Annotated in this window: 19 protein-coding genes; 6 read left to right on the forward strand and 13 right to left on the reverse strand. The window is 61.8% G+C overall.

Translation table 11 applies throughout. From position 1 onward, the window contains the following. Positions 1–60 precede the first annotated feature (60 nt). The 3 genes from LH365_RS13355 to LH365_RS13365 all read right to left on the reverse strand — a co-directional run bounded on the left by LH365_RS13355 (position 61) and on the right by LH365_RS13365 (position 2692). Positions 61–1044, reverse strand: coding sequence for a serine/threonine dehydratase (locus LH365_RS13355; protein ID WP_226744127.1), 984 nt, complete (start codon positions 1042–1044; stop codon positions 61–63). Beyond that, positions 1041–1619: a thymidine kinase gene (locus LH365_RS13360; RefSeq protein WP_255606648.1), complete on the reverse strand. Its 579-nt coding sequence runs from the start codon at positions 1617–1619 to the stop codon at positions 1041–1043. Before LH365_RS13360 ends, LH365_RS13355 begins: the two co-directional genes overlap by 4 nt. Before the next feature lie 71 nt (positions 1620–1690). Next, the gene (locus LH365_RS13365) at positions 1691–2692 is read right to left on the reverse strand and encodes an NUDIX domain-containing protein (protein WP_226744129.1); all 1002 of its coding nucleotides are present in this window, start codon (positions 2690–2692) and stop codon (positions 1691–1693) included. A 103-nt stretch (positions 2693–2795) separates the two neighbouring features. On the opposite strand from LH365_RS13365, the gene LH365_RS13370 reads away from it, so the two are divergent. Together LH365_RS13370 and LH365_RS13375 are read left to right on the forward strand one after the other, a co-directional pair. After that, entirely contained in the window at positions 2796–2999 is a 204-nt protein-coding gene (locus LH365_RS13370) for a hypothetical protein (protein ID WP_226744130.1), read from the forward strand. An 82-nt stretch (positions 3000–3081) separates the two neighbouring features. After that, entirely contained in the window at positions 3082–3702 is a 621-nt protein-coding gene (locus tag LH365_RS13375; protein WP_107876062.1) for a carbonic anhydrase, read from the forward strand. Here LH365_RS13375 and LH365_RS13380 read toward each other — a convergent pair. Beyond that, a complete protein-coding gene (locus LH365_RS13380; protein WP_226744131.1) occupies positions 3699–5750 on the reverse strand; it encodes an NAD(+) synthase in 2052 nt (683 codons plus the stop codon). The two genes, LH365_RS13375 and LH365_RS13380, sit on opposite strands and share 4 nt — an antisense overlap. A 235-nt stretch (positions 5751–5985) precedes the next feature. Between LH365_RS13380 and LH365_RS13385 the strand changes: the two genes are divergently transcribed. Together LH365_RS13385 and LH365_RS13390 are read left to right on the forward strand one after the other, a co-directional pair. Beyond that, on the forward strand, positions 5986–7188 hold the full coding sequence (locus LH365_RS13385) for a threonine ammonia-lyase (protein ID WP_226744132.1): 1203 nt from the start codon (positions 5986–5988) through the stop codon (positions 7186–7188). 13 nt (positions 7189–7201) lie between these two features. Beyond that, positions 7202–7705, forward strand: a complete 504-nt coding sequence (locus LH365_RS13390) for an FKBP-type peptidyl-prolyl cis-trans isomerase (RefSeq protein WP_226744133.1) — start codon at positions 7202–7204, stop codon at positions 7703–7705. A 2-nt stretch (positions 7706–7707) separates the two neighbouring features. On the opposite strand, the gene LH365_RS13395 is transcribed toward LH365_RS13390, so the two are convergent. Continuing rightward, positions 7708–9126, reverse strand: coding sequence for a serine hydrolase (locus LH365_RS13395; protein ID WP_226744134.1), 1419 nt, complete (start codon positions 9124–9126; stop codon positions 7708–7710). Between the two features lie 105 nt (positions 9127–9231). On the opposite strand from LH365_RS13395, the gene LH365_RS13400 reads away from it, so the two are divergent. After that, positions 9232–10479: a UbiH/UbiF/VisC/COQ6 family ubiquinone biosynthesis hydroxylase gene (locus LH365_RS13400; protein ID WP_226744135.1), complete on the forward strand. Its 1248-nt coding sequence runs from the start codon at positions 9232–9234 to the stop codon at positions 10477–10479. On the opposite strand, the gene LH365_RS13405 is transcribed toward LH365_RS13400, so the two are convergent. Then, on the reverse strand, positions 10476–11384 hold the full coding sequence (locus LH365_RS13405) for a hydrogen peroxide-inducible genes activator (RefSeq protein WP_226744136.1): 909 nt from the start codon (positions 11382–11384) through the stop codon (positions 10476–10478). The two genes, LH365_RS13400 and LH365_RS13405, sit on opposite strands and share 4 nt — an antisense overlap. Positions 11385–11529: 145 nt before the next feature. Here LH365_RS13405 and LH365_RS13410 point away from each other — a divergent pair, with 145 nt between their 5' ends. Then, entirely contained in the window at positions 11530–11784 is a 255-nt protein-coding gene (locus tag LH365_RS13410; RefSeq protein ID WP_226744137.1) for a hypothetical protein, read from the forward strand. Here LH365_RS13410 and LH365_RS13415 read toward each other — a convergent pair. From LH365_RS13415 to LH365_RS13445, 7 genes are all read right to left on the reverse strand, one after another. Then, positions 11738–11974 (reverse strand): Trm112 family protein, encoded by a 237-nt coding sequence (locus LH365_RS13415; RefSeq protein WP_226744138.1) that lies wholly within the window; start codon positions 11972–11974, stop codon positions 11738–11740. The genes LH365_RS13410 and LH365_RS13415 overlap by 47 nt on opposite strands. A gap of 12 nt (positions 11975–11986) precedes the next feature. Continuing rightward, a complete protein-coding gene (trxA, locus tag LH365_RS13420) occupies positions 11987–12862 on the reverse strand; it encodes a thioredoxin (protein ID WP_226744139.1) in 876 nt (291 codons plus the stop codon). A gap of 136 nt (positions 12863–12998) precedes the next feature. Continuing rightward, positions 12999–14618 carry an MDR family MFS transporter gene (locus tag LH365_RS13425; protein WP_226744140.1) on the reverse strand — a complete coding sequence of 540 codons (1620 nt, stop codon included), beginning with the start codon at positions 14616–14618 and terminating at the stop codon, positions 12999–13001. Positions 14619–14689: 71 nt separating this feature from the next. Next, positions 14690–15379, reverse strand: coding sequence for a phosphate regulon transcriptional regulator PhoB (gene phoB, locus LH365_RS13430; protein ID WP_107876142.1), 690 nt, complete (start codon positions 15377–15379; stop codon positions 14690–14692). Between the two features lie 60 nt (positions 15380–15439). Further along, positions 15440–16126 (reverse strand): phosphate signaling complex protein PhoU, encoded by a 687-nt coding sequence (phoU, locus tag LH365_RS13435; RefSeq protein ID WP_226744141.1) that lies wholly within the window; start codon positions 16124–16126, stop codon positions 15440–15442. Positions 16127–16330: 204 nt separating this feature from the next. Continuing rightward, positions 16331–17788: a cell wall metabolism sensor histidine kinase WalK gene (locus tag LH365_RS13440; RefSeq protein WP_226744142.1), complete on the reverse strand. Its 1458-nt coding sequence runs from the start codon at positions 17786–17788 to the stop codon at positions 16331–16333. A 187-nt stretch (positions 17789–17975) separates the two neighbouring features. Continuing rightward, positions 17976–19247 (reverse strand): glutamate-5-semialdehyde dehydrogenase, encoded by a 1272-nt coding sequence (locus LH365_RS13445; protein ID WP_226744143.1) that lies wholly within the window; start codon positions 19245–19247, stop codon positions 17976–17978. Positions 19248–19272 lie beyond the last annotated feature (25 nt).

Genomic DNA, 19272 nt, shown 5'->3' on the forward strand with positions numbered 1-19272 from the left:
CCTCTCTTGCCACCAAACATGGCAAAAAAGGGGCGGGAGGAATAAGGATTTAATGCAGCCCTACCAGGGCAGTTGTGTGAGATGATCTTCCGCCCATATCTGCCGCAGTGTTTCGGCAGCGATATTGCCGCCCGACAGTATGACCAGCACAGTACGCGGCGCGGTTTGGGTTTTGAGCCATCTCGTCACACCCGCCATCGACATGGCCGAGGTCGGCTCGATGGTCAACTTGAGCAAATGCGTGAGCCATTGCGTCCACAGGATGATCTCAGCCTCATCGACTTCGTAAAAGCCGTCGAGCTGACTCAGGTAAGACAGGGTGCGTTCGGACACCGCAAGGGTACGCACGCCATCGGCAATGGTCCGTGGCGTCTCGTTCAGACGCACGATTTCGCCGGTCTGAACCGAACGATGCGCATCATTGGCCATGGACGGTTCGCAGGCGAATATCTTCGCTTGCGGGCGCGCCAGTCGCGTCGCCAGATAGGTGCCCGACATCAGCCCGCCGCCCCCGCACGGCGCAAAGACAGCATCCGCCTCAACCCCATCCTGCAAAGCTTCAAGACAGGCCGTACCTTGACCGGCAATGACGTAAGGATTGTCGTAGGGATGGACAAAGGTGGCCCCGCGTTCGATATATTCGGCCACCGACGCCTCGGCAATCTGCCGCGTTTCGGTCAGCACGACTTCGGCGCCACAGGCGCGGGTAGCGGCGATCTTCACACCCGACGCCTGCTTCGGAATGAAGATGGTCGCCTTGACGCCCAGAGCGCGCGCCGCATAGGCCACGGCCTGGGCATGATTGCCGGAAGAAAAGGCGCAGACTTCGTCAGACAAAGCCTTCTGTTCTTTCAGGGCGCGCAGCGTATTGGTCGCCCCGCGCAGCTTGAACGCCCCAATCCTTTGCAGATTTTCGGCCTTGAAAACAATGCGATGCCCCAGCGCGCGGTTCAGCGTTTCCGATTGAAACAACGGCGTGCGATGCACATGTCCGGCAATGCGCTCTTGGGCCGCGGCAATTTCTTCAGGCCGAACGTCGGTCATGCGGGCAATCTATCCGTTGCTTTGGCCTCTTCAGGGCCACGCGTCATGGCGATCAGCGGCAGTTCGGAGAACCAGTGCCGGTTGCAGCGCGGCTCGTAGATGTCGCCATGCCCCAGTTGAATCTCGGCCTCGTCCTCGACCTTCTTGAACGACTTGTGCGCCGGCTGGCCGCAGACCGCGCAATGGGCGCGTAACTTGACGACCTCGTCCGCCATGGCCAGCAGCAGCCCGGTCACCGCAAAGGCCTCGCCCTTCCAGTTGGTGTCGAGCCCGGCTGCCACTACGTCCGTGCCCGCTTCCAGCAGCCGCTTGACGACCTCGACCACGTCGCGGTCCATGTTCTGGAAAAACTGCACCTCGTCGAAGCAGACCAGATCCGCCTCCTGAAAGCGCGCATCGATATCGGCGAAAGCGTGCAGCACCACCGCCTCGGCCGCCAGACCGTCATGGGTGATGACCTCGGTGCGCGAATACCGCACGTCGAAGGCCGTCTTGACCACCAGCACGTCCTTGCGCTCGCCGTTGCGCGCCCACAGGATACGTTTGAGCAGTTCAGTGGTCTTGCCCGCGAACATCGGTCCGCAAATCACTGTCAACCGGCCATACATGCCAAACGCCTCCCGTCGCATTACGAATCGATGACAGTTTACACATCCCTCGCCATCGGCTCACGGCAAATCCAATCCGTGACCGCCGTGTCTGTGGAGAGGAAATGCTGCAGCATCAGATAATGGTCCTCGAACATGTGCGCGCGCATTTTCAGCGCACAGGTCACGCCCGTCCATTTCAGCGCCGCTGCGTCATCGCCGGCCTCCAGTGGCGGCAGTTCCAGCCCGCTAAGGTCGAAATAGCAGACATGGCTGAGGGTCCGCCCCCGCGCGCTGCGTTCCGGCTGATCGAACACCCGCTGCCCCTTGAGGCATTGACGGGCTTGCGATTCAGATAAGAACAGACCGGTCTCCTCGCGCAGTTCCCGCAACGCCGCCGCAACCAGTGTTTCGTGCGGATCGAGGAAGCCGCCGGGCAGGGCCCACTGCCCCCGCCCCGGCAGACCGCCGCGTTTAATGAGCAGGATACGATCGTCTTGCCGGATCAAGGCGTCGACCGTCACATGCACCGGCGGATAGGGCGCCACGGACCAGCTTTGGTGATACTGCGCGATATAGGCATCTTCTTCGGCCAGCGCCTGGTGGATATCCTGATCGACCTGCATAAGGCCGCGTACAGCATCCGACACACCTGTAAACGGCACACCCTGCAACCACGCCGAACAGATAGCCGCAGCATGGCGGCTAATAACTGGATCGGCCGTGACGATGTCTCCGGTCCAGAGCCCTTTCAGTTCCCCGCCATAACCGACATCGAACGATAGCAACGGCCCCCCGTCAACTATCGCCCTCAGTTGCCGCACGCGTGCTTCCGGCAGCAGGGCTTCCTCAATGGCCACGGCTTCGAACCCCGCAGCCTGCAGCATAGCGAACTGCTCCTCGGCCCTGAACGGATAACGCGCCGAACGCGACATGTTCGCGCCGATGACCACCACGATCATCTCACCACCGCCGCGCCAGTCCTTGAGCGCCCGGAGATAATCATCCGTCAGCGGATGAAACCGCCCTGCCGCCAGCCGCACCTGTCTATCCCGCGTCATATCCGCCTCTGTCCGTTACCGCGACCATAGCCACCATGAAAGGGCTTGTCAGTTTCCTTTCCGCGGCTAAACTCGTTAACCATTCGGGTCGGGGAGCATTCAGATGCAGGATACCTACAAGGCAACGCAACGCATCGAGCCGGTGAAATGGCTTATCGCCGCGCTGGAAACCGGGCTGGGGCTGATCGGCGCTCTGGCGCTCATCCTTTATTTCTATACGGGTTCCTTTGCCGGGGCGGGCCAAAAGCTCGATGCAGGCCTCAAGGCCATCTGGCTGTTCGTGGCGCCTTTCCTGGGCCAAAACTAAGTAAAGCCGTGACGTTAAAAAAGGGGTTGACCCCGCGGCGCATCTGCCGTTTAAGCCCGCCCACAGCTATGGAGAGGCAGGCATGGTTCAGAACCTGATCGAGAACAACCGCCGCTGGTCACGCGAAAAAACGCGCGTCGATCCCGATTTCTTCTCTCGTCTGGTGCGACAACAACACCCGGAATATCTATGGATCGGCTGTTCGGACTCGCGCGTGCCGGCCAACGAAATCGTCAATCTCGATCCGGGCGAGCTGTTCGTTCACCGCAACGTCGCCAATCTGGCCCCGCAGCAGGACGCCAACTATCTCAGCGTGTTGCAGTACGCGGTCCATGTCCTGAAGATCAAACACGTGCTGGTCGTCGGTCACTACGGCTGCGGGGGCGTGCGCGCGGCCATCGAATCGACCGACCACGGCCTGATCGATCACTGGCTCTCGCCCATCCGCGACGTGGCGCACGAGCATCGCCATGAGCTGGATGCCTGTGAGACGCAGGAAAACCGCGTCGACCGCCTGTGCGAGTTGAACGTGATCGCTCAGGTGCGCAATGTCGCCACCAACCCGATCATCCTTCATGCCTGGCGTGAAGGCCAGCCGCTGGCTATCCACGGCTGGGTCTATTCGATCGCCAACGGGCTGGTCACCGACATGAACATCTCGGTGCGCAATCTGGCCGAACGCGAGCGCCTGTTCGGGGTTTAAGCCTCAGGCACATTCGCCCTTAGTTCATTCAGCCACAGAGTCGCCGCCGAATCCGACGGCGCGCGCCAGTCGCCGCGCGGGCTCAACGCCCCGCCGGAGATCAATTTAGGCCCGTTCGGCACGGCGGAGCGCTTGAACTGCGAGAGGGTGAAGAAGCGGAACAGGAAGACCTCCATCCACTTGCGGATATCCGCGATGCCATAAGCGCGACGGTCGGCCTCCGGATAGTCGGGCGGCCAGTTGCCGGCCGCAGCGTTCTTCCATGCCTGGTATTGCAGGAAGGCGATCTTAGACGGCTTCAGGCCATAGCGCGTCAGGTAGAACAGGGTGAAGTCCTGCAACGGATAAGGCCCGACCTTGTCCTCGGTGCGCTGCGCTTCGCCATCGGTCACCGGGATCAGTTCCGGCGAAATTTCACGCTCCAGCACCGAGCGCAGCACACGCGCCGCCTTCGGATCGAACTCCGTTCGCGCCGCCCAGCGGATCAGGTGCTGGATCAAAGTTTTCGGGGCCCCGCAATTGACATTGTAGTGGCTCATATGGTCGCCGACGCCATAGGTGCACCAGCCGAGCGCCAACTCCGACAGGTCGCCCGTGCCGACCACAAAGCCCTTGTGCTGGCCCGCCAGTCGGAAGAGGAAGTCGGTGCGCAGCCCCGCCTGCACATTCTCGAACACCACGTCGTAGACCCGTTCGCCCTGGCCATAAGGGTGGCCGATATCCATCAACATGCGCTTGGCGGCCGGGCGGATGTCGATTTCCTCCGCCGTGACGCCCAAGGCCCGCATCAGCTTGTGCGCATCGGACTTCGAGCCTGAGGTCGTGCCGAAACCGGGCATGGTGTAGCCGCGGACCTGCGTGCGCGGCAGACCCAGCCGGTCGAAGGCCTTGCACGCCACGATCAGGGCATGGGTGGAATCAAGCCCCCCTGATACGCCGATGACCACGCTTTCGGACTTCGTGCTTTTGATGCGCTGCATCAGGCCGTGAACCTGAATATTGAAGGCTTCGTAGCAGTCTTCGTCCAGCCGCTCGCGATCGTTCGGCACATAGGGGAAGCGGTCGACGGTGCGGTGAAAGTCGGTTAGGGTATGAGGGACATAATCGAAGGGCATTGCGGCCTCGACAACTTCGAGACCGAGAGCCGCGTCATGGAAGGTGCCATTGCGTTGCCGCTCAAGCGCAATACGTTCCACGTCTACGTCTGCAAAGGTCAGGCTGTCAGAGACAAACCGGTCACCTTCGCCGATCAATTCTCCCATTTCATAAATAAGAGATTGACCATCCCACGCTAAATCCGTCGTGGATTCTCCGTTGCCGGAAGCCGAATAGGCGTAGGCACAGATGAGACGTTCCGAAGTTGCGGAACAAAGCGCTTTGCGGGCGCGGGATTTGCCAATCAGAACATTCGAAGCGGAAAGGTTTATGATAATGTTGGCCCCTTTAAGGGCAAGCTTTGTCGATGGCGTAACTGGCGACCACAAATCCTCGCAGATTTCCACGCCAAAGGAGAACTGCGGAAAATCACTGGCCTGAAAGACATGGTCGGTGGAAACGATGGTAAACTGGTCATTGACCCGCACACTACCGAGAGGAAGCGTCGCCCCGGAGGCGAAATACCGTTTTTCGTAATATTCCCGATAGTTCGGCAGATAGGTCTTGGGAACAATCGCCAGACAACGGCCACGGTGAATAATAGCTGCACAGTTATAGAGGGCACCGCCAATGCGCAGGGGAACACCGGCAAAAATGGTGCAGCGATAAGCGCCGGAAAGATTGGTCAGTTCGTCCAGCGCATCCTTGGCCGCATCCAGAAGGGTCTGCTGGTTGAACAATTCATCGAGGGTGTACCCCGTCAGGCTGAGTTCCGGAAACACAACAAGATCAGCCCCCCGACGTTCAGCCTTTTTAATCAGAGTAATATGCTCCGCCAGATTGGCCTTAGGGTCGGCGATATGCACGTCCGGCGTAGCACAGGCGACCCGCACGAAGCCATGCGAAGCGGGCGAATAAAAGTTTTTGCCAAAATTCGTCACAATTTGCCCCATCAGGGTTTGAGTTTCGGTGAATATAGACCTTTTTCATGAAACTTGACACAGCGCGGATCGCAAAATTCATAGAAAATGGCTCAATATCGGACACAATGATTTCAAAAAATCGAAATATAGTTTCTATTTATACTTTTTGACCCAACCCGGAATAACTGGACACCCTTTTTGACTTTGGCCCCTGCGCGGCGGTCTGATATGGGAACACAACTTCAAACCTGTGTGTGTTGCCGTCATGAGCCTGAGTCTGGAAGCGATCCAAGCCGCCGCTGAGCGGTTAAAGGGTCATATCGTCGAAACCCCCTGCGCCTTTTCGCAGAAGCTGAGCGCCATTACCCGCACCCAGCTATGGATCAAGTACGAGAACCAGCAATATACCTCAGCCTTCAAGGAACGCGGCGCACTGAACAAGCTGGCGACGCTGAGCGCCGATGAACGCGCGCGCGGCGTCTATGCGGCCTCCGCCGGTAACCACGCCCAGGGCATTGCCTATCACGCGCAGCGCCTTGGCATCCCGGCGACCATCGTCATGCCGCACGGCACGCCCTTCGTGAAGGTGCAGAAGACCCAATCTTATGGCGCCCGCGTGGTGATCGAAGGCGCCAATTACGACGACTCTTCGGCCCATGCGCAAAAGATCTGTGCCGATGCCGGGGCGGTCTATGTCCACCCGTTCAACGATTACGACGTCATGGCCGGACAAGGGACGCTGGCCATCGAAATGCTGGAGGCCGTGCCGGACCTCGACGTGCTGCTCGTCCCCATCGGCGGTGGCGGGCTGATCGCCGGAATGGCGACGGCGGCCAAGGCGCTCAAGCCGTGGATCAAGGTCATCGGCATCGAAGCCGCCATGTATCCGTCTTTCGCGGCGCGTCGTCGCGGCCTGAACATGCCGACGGGCGGATCGACCATCGCCGAGGGCATCGCGGTCAAGGCCGTCGGCGACCTGAGTTTTACCACCGCCAATCCGCTGGTCGACGACGTGCTGGTCATCGACGAGGCGGATTTCGAGCGCGCCATTGCTGCCTTTGTCAATGTCGAGAAGACTGTGGCTGAGGGTGCGGGGGCGGCGGGTCTGGCCGCCGTCATGCGCTATCCGGAAAAGTTCGAGGGGCAGAAGGTCGGGCTGATCCTGTGCGGCGGCAATATCGATATGCGCCTGCTGGCCTCGGTGCTGCAACGCGAACTGGTGCGCGAAAAACGCCTGGTCACCTATCGTATTCTGGGCGACGATCGTCCGGGCATGTTGTCGCTGGTGGCCGATGTCATTTCGCGCAAGGGCGGCAATATCGTCGACGTGGCGCACAATCGCCTCGTGCTCGACGTGCCGGCCAAGGGCGCGGAATTCGACATATTGGTCGAGACGCAGGACGCCCGTCACGCCCACGAAATCGCCGACGCCCTGCGCGCCACGGGCTATGCTTTGAGAATGGAATAGAGGAACAGGATCAATGGCTTTGAATAGGATCAGACCGGTCTGTCTGTCGCTTGTTTTGGCTTCGGCGCTGTCGCTGGCGGGGTGCAACCGCACCGATCCGGCGGCCGAGGCCGCGGCGGAGGCCAATGTGAAGGCTGGTGAAGCCTTCCTCGCCGAAAAGGCCAAGGAGCCGGGCGTTCAAAAATTGCCTAAGGGCCTGATGTACAAGGTCCTTACCCCGTCCACTGACCCGAACGCGCCCAAGCCGACCGCGCGCGACACGGTGAAAATCCATTATGAAGGCCGACTGATCGACGGGACCGTCTTCGACTCAAGCTTCGAACGCGGCATGCCGGCGGCCATGGCCCTCGACGGCCTGGTCGAAGCGTGGAAGATCGCCGTGCCTGAAATGAAGACGGGCGAAACCTGGGAACTCTATGTCCCGGCGCAACTTGGCTACGGCGAAATGGGCATGGGCCCCATCCCGCCGAACAGCGTGCTGGTGTTCAAGATTCAACTGATCGGCATTCAGCCCTAAAACTAAACAGCCTTAGCCGCTGCGCGCGCCGATATCAGGACGGAGGCGACCGCCGTCAGGGTGTCCGGTGCGGCGTCGTTGGCGCAGGCCGCCGCGACCGTGCCGGTTTTGGGATCGACCAGCACCTCACCGTACCAGATCGTGTTCGACCCGTTGTGCCATAGCGCGCCGTCCGGACGCACCATCCAGCCCAGCGCGTAGGTATCGCCGAAGTGCGGTGTGTGCAACGCGCCCCAGCTTTCGCTTTTCAGGAAGCTGGCCGGACGATCACGGTGGGCCTTCAGATATAACAGCATATCCGGCACCGACATGTGTACGCGACCCGCTGGCCCCAGCGCCACAGGGTTGTCGTTGGGCTGGCCCGATCCGGGGCCGATCGGTTTGCGCGTATGGCCCTGTACGGCGTGACCCAGCGGCTGATCGATCTCACGCGGACGTCCCGGTGCGCCATAGCCGGCGCTCTCGATCCCCAGCGGCGTGAACAGCTCTGTCTGCATCAACTCTTCCCAGCTCTTGCCGGTCAGTTGCTCCAGCATCGCACCGGCGATGATGTAGCCGTTATTGGCGTAGACATTCTGTGCGCCGAGCGGCCCGACGGGCTTCTGCTTCAACGCGGCCAGCGCCCATTTGCGGCGCTCCGGGCGCGGGTCGGGCAAAGGATCGCGGCTATAGAAGACCATATTCATCAGATCGAGATTCGGCTGCAAACCGGCGCGGTGACTCAGCAGGTGCAGCAGGGTGGCGTCGCGATAGGCCGCGGACACGGGGCTGCCGCGTTCGTCGAGCACTTCGCCCACCGTGGTCTTCCACTGGATCGTCCCCGCCTCGACCAGACGCGCACAGAGGGTCGCGGTCATCGATTTGGTGATCGAACCCCAATGCCACTGATCTTCCGGCTGCACGACAATCTCGTCCTCGCTGGAGCGCGCCCCGACGGCGTAAAATTCCGCGTGGTCCCCGCGTGTCCACGCCGCCGCCATGGCCGGCGTATAGGCCGCCAGCCGCTTGTCATTGAGTAGGTCGCGCGTCAGCGGCGGATAGACCGGCTCAGGCGCGGCCTCGGCCACCTCTCCGCGCGTGAAGCGCATCGCCATGGCCTGTCCTTGGGTGAAGGTCCCGTCGATATGGCGCGCGTCGCTCAGCATCCCGTCGAATTTTGCCTTGATGGCGGCAAAGGCCAGCCTGATGCGCTCGTCTTCGATGGAGACGCTGGTCGCCGGAATACGCGCATTGCCCTGATCGACGCTGAACAGGGTCACGCCCTTGGCGTCAATCTCCAGACGCAAGGTCAGGCGCACAGGCCCGGCGTCGAGTATACCTGTCCAGCGCCCGTAAAAGGGGCTGTCGGCCGCCACCGCACGCGTCGCACCTACCAACCCGAATGCCGCCAGAAGCGACTGCATGTGCCGGCGTGTCATCATCGAAAAGCCTCCCCGAATAGGCTCACACCATAATGACATGCGGTATTGGGTCGCTACTGAAATAATTGTAATGCGGCGCCCGACCGCAAGAGCTAAGATAGGCGCATGAATACGCAGGCAGATCTCATCATCGTCGGAGCCGGTATGGCCGGTATGACCGCGGCTCTGGCCCTGGCCAAGGGCGGACTGAAGCCGCTTCTGGTCGAGCGTCAGCCCCTGTCGGAGCAGACCGAGCCGACCTTCGACGGCCGCGCCTCGGCCATCGCCTATTCGTGCTTCCGGCAATGGCAGGCGCTCGGCGTCAGTGACGCGCTGGAGCCTCTGGCCTGCCGTATGGACGAGATCGTCGTCACCGACGCCCCTCTGCCCGGTGCGGCGACGCCGCGCCCTTCGCCGTTTTTTCTGCACTTCAATGCGGGGGAAATCTCAGACCGGTCCGGCAACGAACCCCTGGGCTACATGCTGGAAAACCGCCATATCCGCGCCGTCCTGTACGAGGCCGTGCTGAAGGCCGGTATCCGTGTCATCTGTCCGGCCAGCGTCACCGGCATCGAGGAAACCGCCACCCGCATCACGCTGACGCTGAGCACCGGCGAGACTCTGACCGCGCCGGTGGCCGTGGCCGCCGAAGGTCGCAAGTCGGGCCTGCGTGAGTATGCGGGCATCAGGACTATCGGCTGGGATTACGGCCAAAGCGCCGTCGTCGCCACGGTGAAGATGCAATACCCGCACAACCACGTGGCCTACGAGTATTTCCTGTCGTCAGGCCCCTTCGCCATACTGCCGCTGACCGATAATCGCGCCTGCCTCGTCTGGTCGGAAAGTCATGCCAAGGCCAAGGCCCTGTTGCAGGTGCGCCCGGAACTGTTCCACGCCCATCTGATGCAGCGCTTTGGCGATTTTCTGGGTGAAGTCGAACTGGCCGGGCCGAAATTCATCTATCCACTGTCGATGGCGCTGGCCGAAAACATGTATCGCGGGCGCATCGCGCTACTGGGCGACGCGGCGCACGGCATCCACCCCATCGCCGGTCAGGGCCTCAATCTGGGTCTGAAAGACGCGGCGGCCTTTGCCGAAGTTATCATCGAGGCGGCGCGTCTGGGCGAAGACCTCGGCTCGGAACTGGTGCTGGAGCGCTATGCGCGGTGGCGGCGGTTCGAGAACGTCTCGACCTCGATGATCATGGACGCCTTCGTGCACCTGTTCTCGAACAACAATCCGCTAATCCGCCCGCTGCGCGATCTGGGCATGGGCATCGTTAACAATATCGGTCCCGCCCGCCGCTTTTTCATGGAAGACGCCGGCGGCGCGACGGGCGACCTGCCGAAATTGCTGCGTGGCGAGTTAGTCTAGGCCGCGCCAATTACGCCCGCCAGCAGACGCGCCTCCGCCGTCCGCGACGAACCGGCGCGCCAGATGACGACGATATCGCGATAGGCGTGGTCCGAATGCAATGGACGAATGGCCACCGACGAACGATCGGTAATACCGGATTCGATAGCCATGCCCGGCAGCAGCGAGACCCCCAACCCGGCATCGACCATCTGGACCAGCGTATTGAGCGAGGTTGCCGCGAAACCGCCATTGAGCGACTGATTGACCTCGGCCGCACCCGGCGCGTTCCACTGACAGGCGGCCAGCGCATGGTCGCGCAGACAATGCCCGTCTTCCAGCAGGATCAATTCCGTGGATTTCAGCGCGTCCGGTTCGACCTGATCCGCGTGCGACAACGGATGGTCCTTCGGCATGACGGCCAGGATTTCATCCTTGCAGATGAAGGCGTGATCGAGTCCGCTGAGATCGTAAGGCAGGGCGATGACCGCCGCATCCAAACTCCCGCTCTTGAGCGAGGCAATCAGGCGCGAGGTCTGGTCTTCGCGCAGGAACAGCCGCAATTGCGGAAACTCCTGACGCAGTTTCAGCAAGGCCTGCGGCAGCAGAAACGGCGCGATCGTCGGAATGACTCCCAACCGAAAACGCCCGGCCAGAGGGCTGTTGGCGCCCTTGGCGGCTTCGACCAGATCTTCGGTGCGCGCCAGTATGTCTTCGGCTCGGCGCAGGATGTCTTCACCGATGGCCGTCATGATAACCTGCCCGCGCGAACGGTCGATCAGGCGTACGCCGAGAGCCTTTTCAAGCTCGGCAATGCCGGACGACAGGGCGGGCTGCGAGACGAAGGCGGCTTCGGCGGCGGCGACGAAGCTTTTGTGCTCGTTGAGGAGCTTGAGATAATGAAGCTGGCGCAGGGTCGGTAACATGCGTCCCATATAAGCAATGTCTATCGAAATCGCAAATTGGCGACATCGCCCTTATGCCGAGAGCCCGTGCAGGTCGCAAACCATTCCATAGTGAAAATTTAGGCCGCGTCAGTCAGAATAAGGTTCTGGTTGAAGGAGGTGCTTTATGACCGATCGCTTCGAACAGCAATCCCAGTCCCTTGTGGACTATGCTGAACCCCCGACCGAGCCCTTAAAGGCGCATTCCCTCGAAACAACAGACCCGTCCGTCCCGGATGACGATCTGGGCGAAACGCTAAGCGAGCATAATGCCGGCGATCTGGTGGGACCGGCGACCGGCCCCCTTATCGACGCCAAAGCCGAAGAAGAGGCACTTAAGCCTTTTGCGGTTCGAACCGCCGTGCCTGATCGACCAGCATGATCGGCACGCCCGAACGGATCGGAAAAGCCAGACCGGCAGTCGGTGACAGCAGTTCCTGCGCGGCCTTGTCGTAGGTCAGCGGCCGGCGCGTCACCGGACACACCAGCGCCTCCAGCAGCCGCGGGTCTATTTCCGACGTGTCGGGCACGGGTGAATCGCTGACCGGGGTTTCGATTTCGATATCGGGCATAGAGTTCCCCCCTTAGCTGAACAGCAGCGATGACAGTTTGCGGCGACCGGCCTTGGTGACGTCCGACATCTGACCGGCGGCAGCGAAAATTTTGAACAGGTACTCGCGCGCCTTCTGGTTTTCCCACTCCGGCTCGGCCTTGATGAGGGTCAGAAGCTCGTCGATGGCCGGGGTCAGCTCGCCTTGCCCGGCCAGACCGCGCGCCAGATCGTAGCGTGCCTGATGATCGGCAGGATCGGCATTAAGACGCACGCGGAATTCGTCCAGTTCGGTCGGCGCGCCTTCGGCCAGTTCCAGCGCCGCGCGCAGGCCCTGAATATCGGCGTCCTTGGTGTCGGCCGGGGCCTGATCGAGGACGGCCTTGGCCTGTTCCGGCTGACCGATCTTCATGTACATCTTGGCCACGCCGGCGATAGCCTTGAGGTTCTGCGGATCCTGATCGAGCACGAAGGAATAGGCTTCCATCGCCCCGCCCAGATCGCCCTGTTCGAACGACTGCGCGGCCAAGGCCAGCGCGTCCTCGATCGATGGCGCGCCATCGTCACCACCGACGCCCAGCTTTTCGATGAAGGCTTTCAGTTCCGACTCCGGCTTGGCCCCCATAAAACCATCCACCGGTCGGCCGCCGACAAAGGCGTAGACGGTAGGGATCGACTGCACGCGCAACTGACCGGCGACGGCCGGGTTCTTGTCGACATCGATCTTGACCAGCTTCACCTTGCCATTGGCCTCGGTGACGACCTTTTCCAGCGCCGGGCCCAGTTGACGGCATGGCCCGCACCAGGTGGCCCAGAAATCGACGATGACCGGAACGGTCTGCGAGGCTTCGATCACGTCGGCGACGAAGGTGGCGTCCGAACCGTCGATGATGTGGGGACTGCTGGCCATAATCTGCTCAACCTTTTTAAGTGTCGTTCTTCCTACTCAGGATGGGAAGAGAAGGCAATCTTTGCAAGGTTTTAAAAGCGATATGCCAAAAAGTGTGAGCGGTTTTTGGCGATAATATCGCGATGCTTAAAGTCTATTATTCTGGCGAGGGTTGGCGCGGCGGCTCTCCGGGAGCCTCACCCAGAGGCTCCGGATCTTGGAAGGACTTCAGCGGCAGTTCCGGGATGAAGAGCGTGGCCAGAAGCCCCAGCAACGAGACGAGGAATCCTGCGAACATCACGCCCTTGATGGCGTCCGACACCGTATCGCGGATCACCGGATCGAGCGGTGTGCTGCTCTCCTCTGTCTGGCTGGCTAATGCCATGCGCTCCAGTTCGGCCAGCGACAGAACCTGTTCGTGCGCGGCATCTGCCTTTGGGGCCATGACCATCAGATTGTGCGTCAGCACCGCACCGAACACCGCGACGCCGATGGTCGAGCCGATCTGACGGAAGAACTGCCCGGCGCTGGTCGCCACGCCCAGTTCGGAGCGTTCGACGGCGTTCTGAACCGCCAGATTGAACAGGCTCTGCGCCGGGCCCAAGCCTATGCCGATCAACGCTACGCGCCACACCACGTCCCACGCGCCGGCTATGTTGGGTAGGGTCGCGAGGCACAGCGCGCCGATGGCCGTCAGGGCCGCGCCACCCAGCATGATGAAACGATACTTGCCGAATTTATGCACCAGCAGACCCGACAGAGTCGCCGAACCGATCAGGCCGACGGTCAGCGGCATCAACGCCAGCCCCGAGGTCGTCGCCGACAGGCCGAGCGCCAGTTGCATCAGCAGCGGCAGGAAGGAGACCAGCCCCATGAAGGCCATGAAGATCAGCACCGAGGCGAGATTGGCGCTGGCGAACGTCCGGTTACGGAACAAGGACAGAGACAGGATCGGATTTTCGACCTTCGCTTCGACCCCCAAGAAAGCCACCAAGGCGATGGCGGCGCCGATAAACAGACCCAGCACCAGCGGCGAAGTCCAGCCTGATGTACCGCCCAGACTCAGACCCAGCAGGAAGGGCAGGAAGGCGGCGACCAACAGAACAGCCCCGGCGAAGTCGATCTTGCCGCCCGTGCGGTGCAGCAGCTTCGGCGTCTTGACGAGGATCATAAACAGGGCCAGCCCCGCCAGCGGCAGGTTGATGTAAAACACCCAGCGCCAGCCCGCGACCGGCAGGCCGAACAGGTGGATCGTGCCCATATCGGTGAAAAAGCCGCCGACCAGCGGCCCGACCACGCTGGCGATACCGAAGGTCGCGCCGAACAGCCCGCCCAGCTTGGCGCGCTCACGCGGCGGGTATAGATCGGCGATCACCGCGAAGGCCGAGGTCATCAGCGCCGCTCCACCCAGGCCCTGAATGGCGCGAAACACGATCAGTTGCACCATGCCGCCGCCCAGCAGCGGCAGGTCGCCGAACTCGCCCGCCAGACCGCACAGGCCCGAACCGAGGATGAAGATGACCACGCCGATGACCAGAATCGGCTTGCGGCCATAGATATCCGACAGCTTGCCGTAGATCGGCACCATCACGGTCGAGGCCAGCAGATAGGCCGTCGTCACCCAGGCATAGAGATCGAGCCCCGACAGATGCGCCACGATGCGCGGCATGGCGGTGGAGACGATGGTCTGATCCAGCGCCGAGAGCAGGAAGACGATCATCAGCGCAATGACCGTCACGCGCCGCTCGGCAGAGGTGAAGGTTTGTGCGGTGTCCATGTGCGCTCCCTGTGTTCAATCGTCGTCTAACACAGGCGCTTACCGAGCAACAATCGGTTTCAGGCGGCGTCTCAGCCCTGCATATCGAGCGAATAGCCCGCCGAGCGCACGGTGCGGATCGGATCGTAGTCCGTATCGGCATTGAGCGCCTTGCGCAGGCGGCCGATATGGACATCGACCGTACGGGCTTCGACATAGACGTCGTTGCCCCACACGGCGTCCAGAAGTTGTTCGCGGCTGAACACGCGCTTGGGGTGCTGCATCAGATAGTCGAGCAGCTTGTATTCCGTCGGCCCCAGATGCACATCGCGGCCCGAACGCTGAACCCGGTGCGACAGACGGTCGATGATGATTTCACCGAAGATCACCCGATCTTCCGACAGACCCGGACGGATGCGACGCAGCACGGCGCGGATGCGCGCCACCAGTTCGACCATCGAGAACGGCTTGATCACATAGTCGTCGGCGCCCGTATCGAGGCCGCGGATGCGGTCGGTTTCTTCCGAGCGCGCCGTCAGCATGACGATCGGCAGGTTGCGCGTTTCGGTCTGGGCGCGCAGGCGGCGCGTGACCTCGATGCCCGACACCTTGGGCATCATCCAGTCGCAGACCAGCAGGTCGGGCTGACGTTCGTTGATCATCATGAGGGCTTCGTCGCCGTCGGTGGCGACCCCAACCTCATAGCCCTCTTTTTCGAGATTGTATTGCAGAAGGGTGGACAGGGCGTCTTCGTCTTCGGCGACAATGATGTAGGGCTTCACGCTCATGATGTGCTCTGTATCCCGAGCCTCGGCCCCGTTGGGGAGACGGAGGCGGCGTCTTTAAAAGGTGGAACTTTTCGGGCGATCCTCGACATAGTCTTCGCCCGTGATTTCGTAGTGGATATGCTCGGCCATATTGGTCGCATGGTCGCCGATGCGCTCCAGATTCTTGGCCATGAACAGGATGTGCGTGCAGGCCGAAATGGTGCGCGGATCGCCCATCATGTAGGTCAGCAGTTCGCGGAACAGGGCGTTATAGTGCTCGTCCACCTCGGTGTCCGACGACCACACGGCCATGGCCATGTCGAGCTTGCCCGACTTATAGGCGTCCAGCACGTCGCGCAGGCGCGAGGAGACCAGCTTGCCCATGCGCTCGATCGAACGGGTCAGCGGCGACATCGGCTCGGCTTCGGCGATGACCAGCGAACGCTTGGCGATGTTCTTGGCCAGATCGCCGGTGCGCTCCAGCGACGTGGCGATCTTCATCGCCGCCACCGTCTTGCGCAGGTCGGCCGCCATCGGCTGACGCAGGGCGATCATGCGGATGCACTTGCGTTCGACGTCGCGCTCAAGCTCGTCCAGCTTGCGGTCGCGCTCAATCACGCTCTGCGCCAACGCCACATCACGACGCGCCACCGCCTCGACGGCGTCGGCGACCTGCGCTTCGGCGAGCCCGCCCATCAGCACGACTTCCGCGCTGAGCTGGTCGAGTTCTTCACCGTAGGTTTTGACGATGTGGTTGTTCATAACGCAAATATCCTTGCCCGAAGCCCATATGTTGAATTTGTGACAGGCTTATTACAACACACCGCCCACGACGGCAAAACTGTCATTTTTCTCCCTGAAGCCGATTTAAGCCTGTTTCAGACCTCAAGGTTAAATCGGCTTCAGGACATTGGTTTATCAGCACATTTACACCGGAAAAGTGGTCTCCACTTTTCCGGATGTGCTTCAACGCGCGTTCACAAAGCCGATAACCGGGCTTTCCTTATACCGGCCGGCCTGCGGGAAGCAGGCGCTGAAGCTGGTATAGGTCTCTACCGGTCCCGTCGGCCCGACGTCCAGCCCGCCATAGGGTAACAGGTCCTTGTCGGCGACCGAAGGCTGCGCCACCGACTCGACCACCAGCGCGCCGCGATGGCGGTTGATGATGTGCTTGACGATGGCCAGACCCAGACCGGTGCCCAGACGGTCGCCGGACTTCTGACCCTCGACGCGATAGAAGCGCTCGGCCAGACGCGGCAGGAATTCGCGGCGAATGCCGGGCCCGCGGTCGGTCACGCGCACCACCGTATACCAGGCGTCGCGGCGGTCGGGCCGCAGCAGCACCAGCTTGGACGCCGACGGGTCGCGCGCACCGAAGGCCTCTTCCAGCGTGCAGTCGTTGAAGATTTCCAGCTCTACTGTCGAACCGCGCGGCGCGTATTTCAGCGCATTGTCCGACAGGTTCTGCACCACCTGCAGCACCTGATCGCGGTCGGCGGTCAGGAAATACTGCCCCGGCGGCGGGCCCTTTACGGTCAGCGAGACCTGCTTTTCCTGCGCCAGAATGCTGAGGCCGTCCATCACGTCGCGCGCGCACAGGGCCAGATCGGCCTCGCCCGACGGCGGCACATGCTCGTTCATTTCGATGCGGCTGAGCGACAGCAGATCCTGAATCAGACGGCCCATGCGGTCGGCCTGCGACGCCATGATATTGAGAAACTTGTCGCGCGCCTTGATGTCGTCCTTGGCATGGCCGCGCAGGGTCTCGATGAATCCGGTCAGCGAGGCCAGCGGCGTGCGCAACTCGTGCGAGGCATTGGCGAGGAAGTCGGCGCGCATGCGCTCGATGCGGCGGATGTCGGTTTCGTCGCGGATGACCAGCAGCGACAGGCGTTTCATGCCGCCTTCGGCCACCGGCAGGGGCGAGGTCCAGGCGCGCCAGAACTTGTCCTGCGCGCCGGAGGTTTCGAAAACCGTATCGCGGGCAATGCCGCCGAACAGAGCTTCGTCCACAGCCTCCAGCACTTCGGGATAGCGCAGGGACGAAACGAGCAGACCGCCTTCCTTGACGATGCCGAAGGCTTCGACCGCCGCCGTATTGGCGAAGACGATCCAGCGGCCGGCAATATCGTTGGGCTCGACGCCCGACACGATCATCACCGGATCGGGGATGGCGCGCAGCACCTCCTGAAAGCTGGGGCCTTCCGGCTGAACGCGCACGGGCTCAGGCACAGGCGTGGCGGGGACATCCTGCGTCTTCTGGCGCTGCAACTCTCCGTAGGTCATATAGAGGCTTAAGGTCAGGACACCGACGGCCACCCATATCAGCCACGGCGCCGCGGGCGTCAGGAAGGCAAGCGCGATCAGCACCGTGAGGCCTGCGACCAAGGGCAATACAATACGCTTACGGGGTTGCGCCGCCATATACGCTGGTTCCTGATAATGCGGAGCCCATAAGACTCCGGCGTGCGTTAACAACCTGTTAGCCATCAAGGCCTCCGCCCCGGTTTTTATGCACAGGGGGTAAGCCGATTTGACGACAGGCGCGTGACAGGAAAGTTAAGAAACGCGACAACCGTGCCGATAGCCAGACATGCGGTAATCAGAGAGTTTAAGGCCGGGTCTGACCGGCGCCGCGCACCACATATTTAAAGGTGGTCAATTGCTCGGCCCCCACAGGCCCGCGCGCGTGCATGCGGCCCGTGGCGATGCCTATTTCCGCCCCCAGTCCGAACTCACCCCCATCGGCAAACTGCGTCGACGCGTTCCAGATAACGATGGCCGAATCGACTTCGTTGAGGAAGGCTTCGGCGGCCTCCGGGTCTTCGGTGATGATGGCTTCGGTATGTTGGGTGCCGTAGATGCGGATATGCTCGACCGCTTCCGCGAGGCCGTTGACCACGCGCACGGCCAGCACCTTGTCGAGATATTCGGTGCGCCAGTCGTCTTCGGTCGCTGCCGCCATTGGCTGGATGGCGCGGGCGGCCTCATCGCCGCGCAGTTCGCAGCCCTTGTCGATCAGGGCCAGGGCGATGCGCGGCAACAGGCTGTCGGCCACGGCCTTGTCGATCAGCAGGGTCTCGGTCGCACCACAGACCGAGACACGGCGCATCTTGGCGTTCAGCACGATGGCCACGGCCTTGTCCGGATCGGCGTCGGTGTGGACATAGGTATGGTTCAGCCCTTCGAGGTGCGCCAGAACCGGCACGCGGGCCTCCTGCTGCACGCGCGCCACCAGCGACTTGCCGCCGCGCGGAATAATCAGATTGACCGTGTCGTTCAGCCCGCCCAGCAACAGGCCTACGGCATCACGGTCGGCAGTCGGCACCAGTTGCACGGCGGCGGGAATATCGGCCTCGGCAAAGGCCTGCTCAAAGGCCACGAAGATGGCTTTCGCCGAATTCAGGGCTTCCGAACCCGTGCGCAAAATGGCCCCGTTGGACGAGCGGATGCACAGGGCGGCTGCGTCGGCGGTCACGTTCGGACGCGACTCGTAGATGATGCCGATGACACCGATGGGTGTGGACACGCGGGCGATATCGAGACCATTGGGGCGATCCCAGCGCGCCAGTTCCTTGCCCACCGGATCGGCGAGCGCCGCAACCTCTTCTAATCCCTTGGCCATGGCTTCGACGCGATCGGGATTGAGCACCAGACGCTCGACCATGGCGCTGGACAGACCCCTCTGTGAGGCCGCTTCGACATCGGCGGCATTAGCGGTCAGAATGGCGTCCTGCTGGGCGCGGATATGCTTCGCCGCGCTGAGGATGAGTTTGGTGCGCGCCTCTGGCCCGGCCAGACGCAGGGCTTCAGCGCCCGCCTTGGCCTTCGCGGCCAGATCGGTCATCAGTTGCGTCAGAGAAAGGTTGCCAGAGGTGTCCATATCGGTCTCCCGGAAGTTTGGAATG

This window comes from Asticcacaulis sp. AND118, assembly GCF_020535245.1.
GTDB lineage: Bacteria > Pseudomonadota > Alphaproteobacteria > Caulobacterales > Caulobacteraceae > Asticcacaulis.

Excerpts from the sequence above, each read along its gene's own strand:
- LH365_RS13405 (WP_226744136.1), bottom strand. The coding sequence starts at position 11,384 with ATGTTACCGACCCTGCGCCAGCTTCATTATCTCAAGCTCCTCAACGAG.
- LH365_RS13365 (WP_226744129.1), bottom strand. The coding sequence starts at position 2,692 with ATGACGCGGGATAGACAGGTGCGGCTGGCGGCAGGGCGGTTTCATCCG.
- LH365_RS13360 (WP_255606648.1), bottom strand. The coding sequence starts at position 1,619 with ATGTTCGCGGGCAAGACCACTGAACTGCTCAAACGTATCCTGTGGGCG.
- LH365_RS13375 (WP_107876062.1), top strand. The coding sequence starts at position 3,082 with ATGGTTCAGAACCTGATCGAGAACAACCGCCGCTGGTCACGCGAAAAA.
- LH365_RS13390 (WP_226744133.1), top strand. The coding sequence starts at position 7,202 with ATGGCTTTGAATAGGATCAGACCGGTCTGTCTGTCGCTTGTTTTGGCT.
- LH365_RS13425 (WP_226744140.1), bottom strand. The coding sequence starts at position 14,618 with ATGGACACCGCACAAACCTTCACCTCTGCCGAGCGGCGCGTGACGGTC.
- trxA (WP_226744139.1), bottom strand. The coding sequence starts at position 12,862 with ATGGCCAGCAGTCCCCACATCATCGACGGTTCGGACGCCACCTTCGTC.
- LH365_RS13415 (WP_226744138.1), bottom strand. The coding sequence starts at position 11,974 with ATGCCCGATATCGAAATCGAAACCCCGGTCAGCGATTCACCCGTGCCC.
- LH365_RS13410 (WP_226744137.1), top strand. The coding sequence starts at position 11,530 with ATGACCGATCGCTTCGAACAGCAATCCCAGTCCCTTGTGGACTATGCT.
- LH365_RS13440 (WP_226744142.1), bottom strand. The coding sequence starts at position 17,788 with ATGGCGGCGCAACCCCGTAAGCGTATTGTATTGCCCTTGGTCGCAGGC.
- LH365_RS13400 (WP_226744135.1), top strand. The coding sequence starts at position 9,232 with ATGAATACGCAGGCAGATCTCATCATCGTCGGAGCCGGTATGGCCGGT.
- LH365_RS13380 (WP_226744131.1), bottom strand. The coding sequence starts at position 5,750 with ATGGGGCAAATTGTGACGAATTTTGGCAAAAACTTTTATTCGCCCGCT.
- phoU (WP_226744141.1), bottom strand. The coding sequence starts at position 16,126 with ATGAACAACCACATCGTCAAAACCTACGGTGAAGAACTCGACCAGCTC.
- LH365_RS13355 (WP_226744127.1), bottom strand. The coding sequence starts at position 1,044 with ATGACCGACGTTCGGCCTGAAGAAATTGCCGCGGCCCAAGAGCGCATT.
- LH365_RS13395 (WP_226744134.1), bottom strand. The coding sequence starts at position 9,126 with ATGATGACACGCCGGCACATGCAGTCGCTTCTGGCGGCATTCGGGTTG.
- LH365_RS13370 (WP_226744130.1), top strand. The coding sequence starts at position 2,796 with ATGCAGGATACCTACAAGGCAACGCAACGCATCGAGCCGGTGAAATGG.
- LH365_RS13445 (WP_226744143.1), bottom strand. The coding sequence starts at position 19,247 with ATGGACACCTCTGGCAACCTTTCTCTGACGCAACTGATGACCGATCTG.
- LH365_RS13385 (WP_226744132.1), top strand. The coding sequence starts at position 5,986 with ATGAGCCTGAGTCTGGAAGCGATCCAAGCCGCCGCTGAGCGGTTAAAG.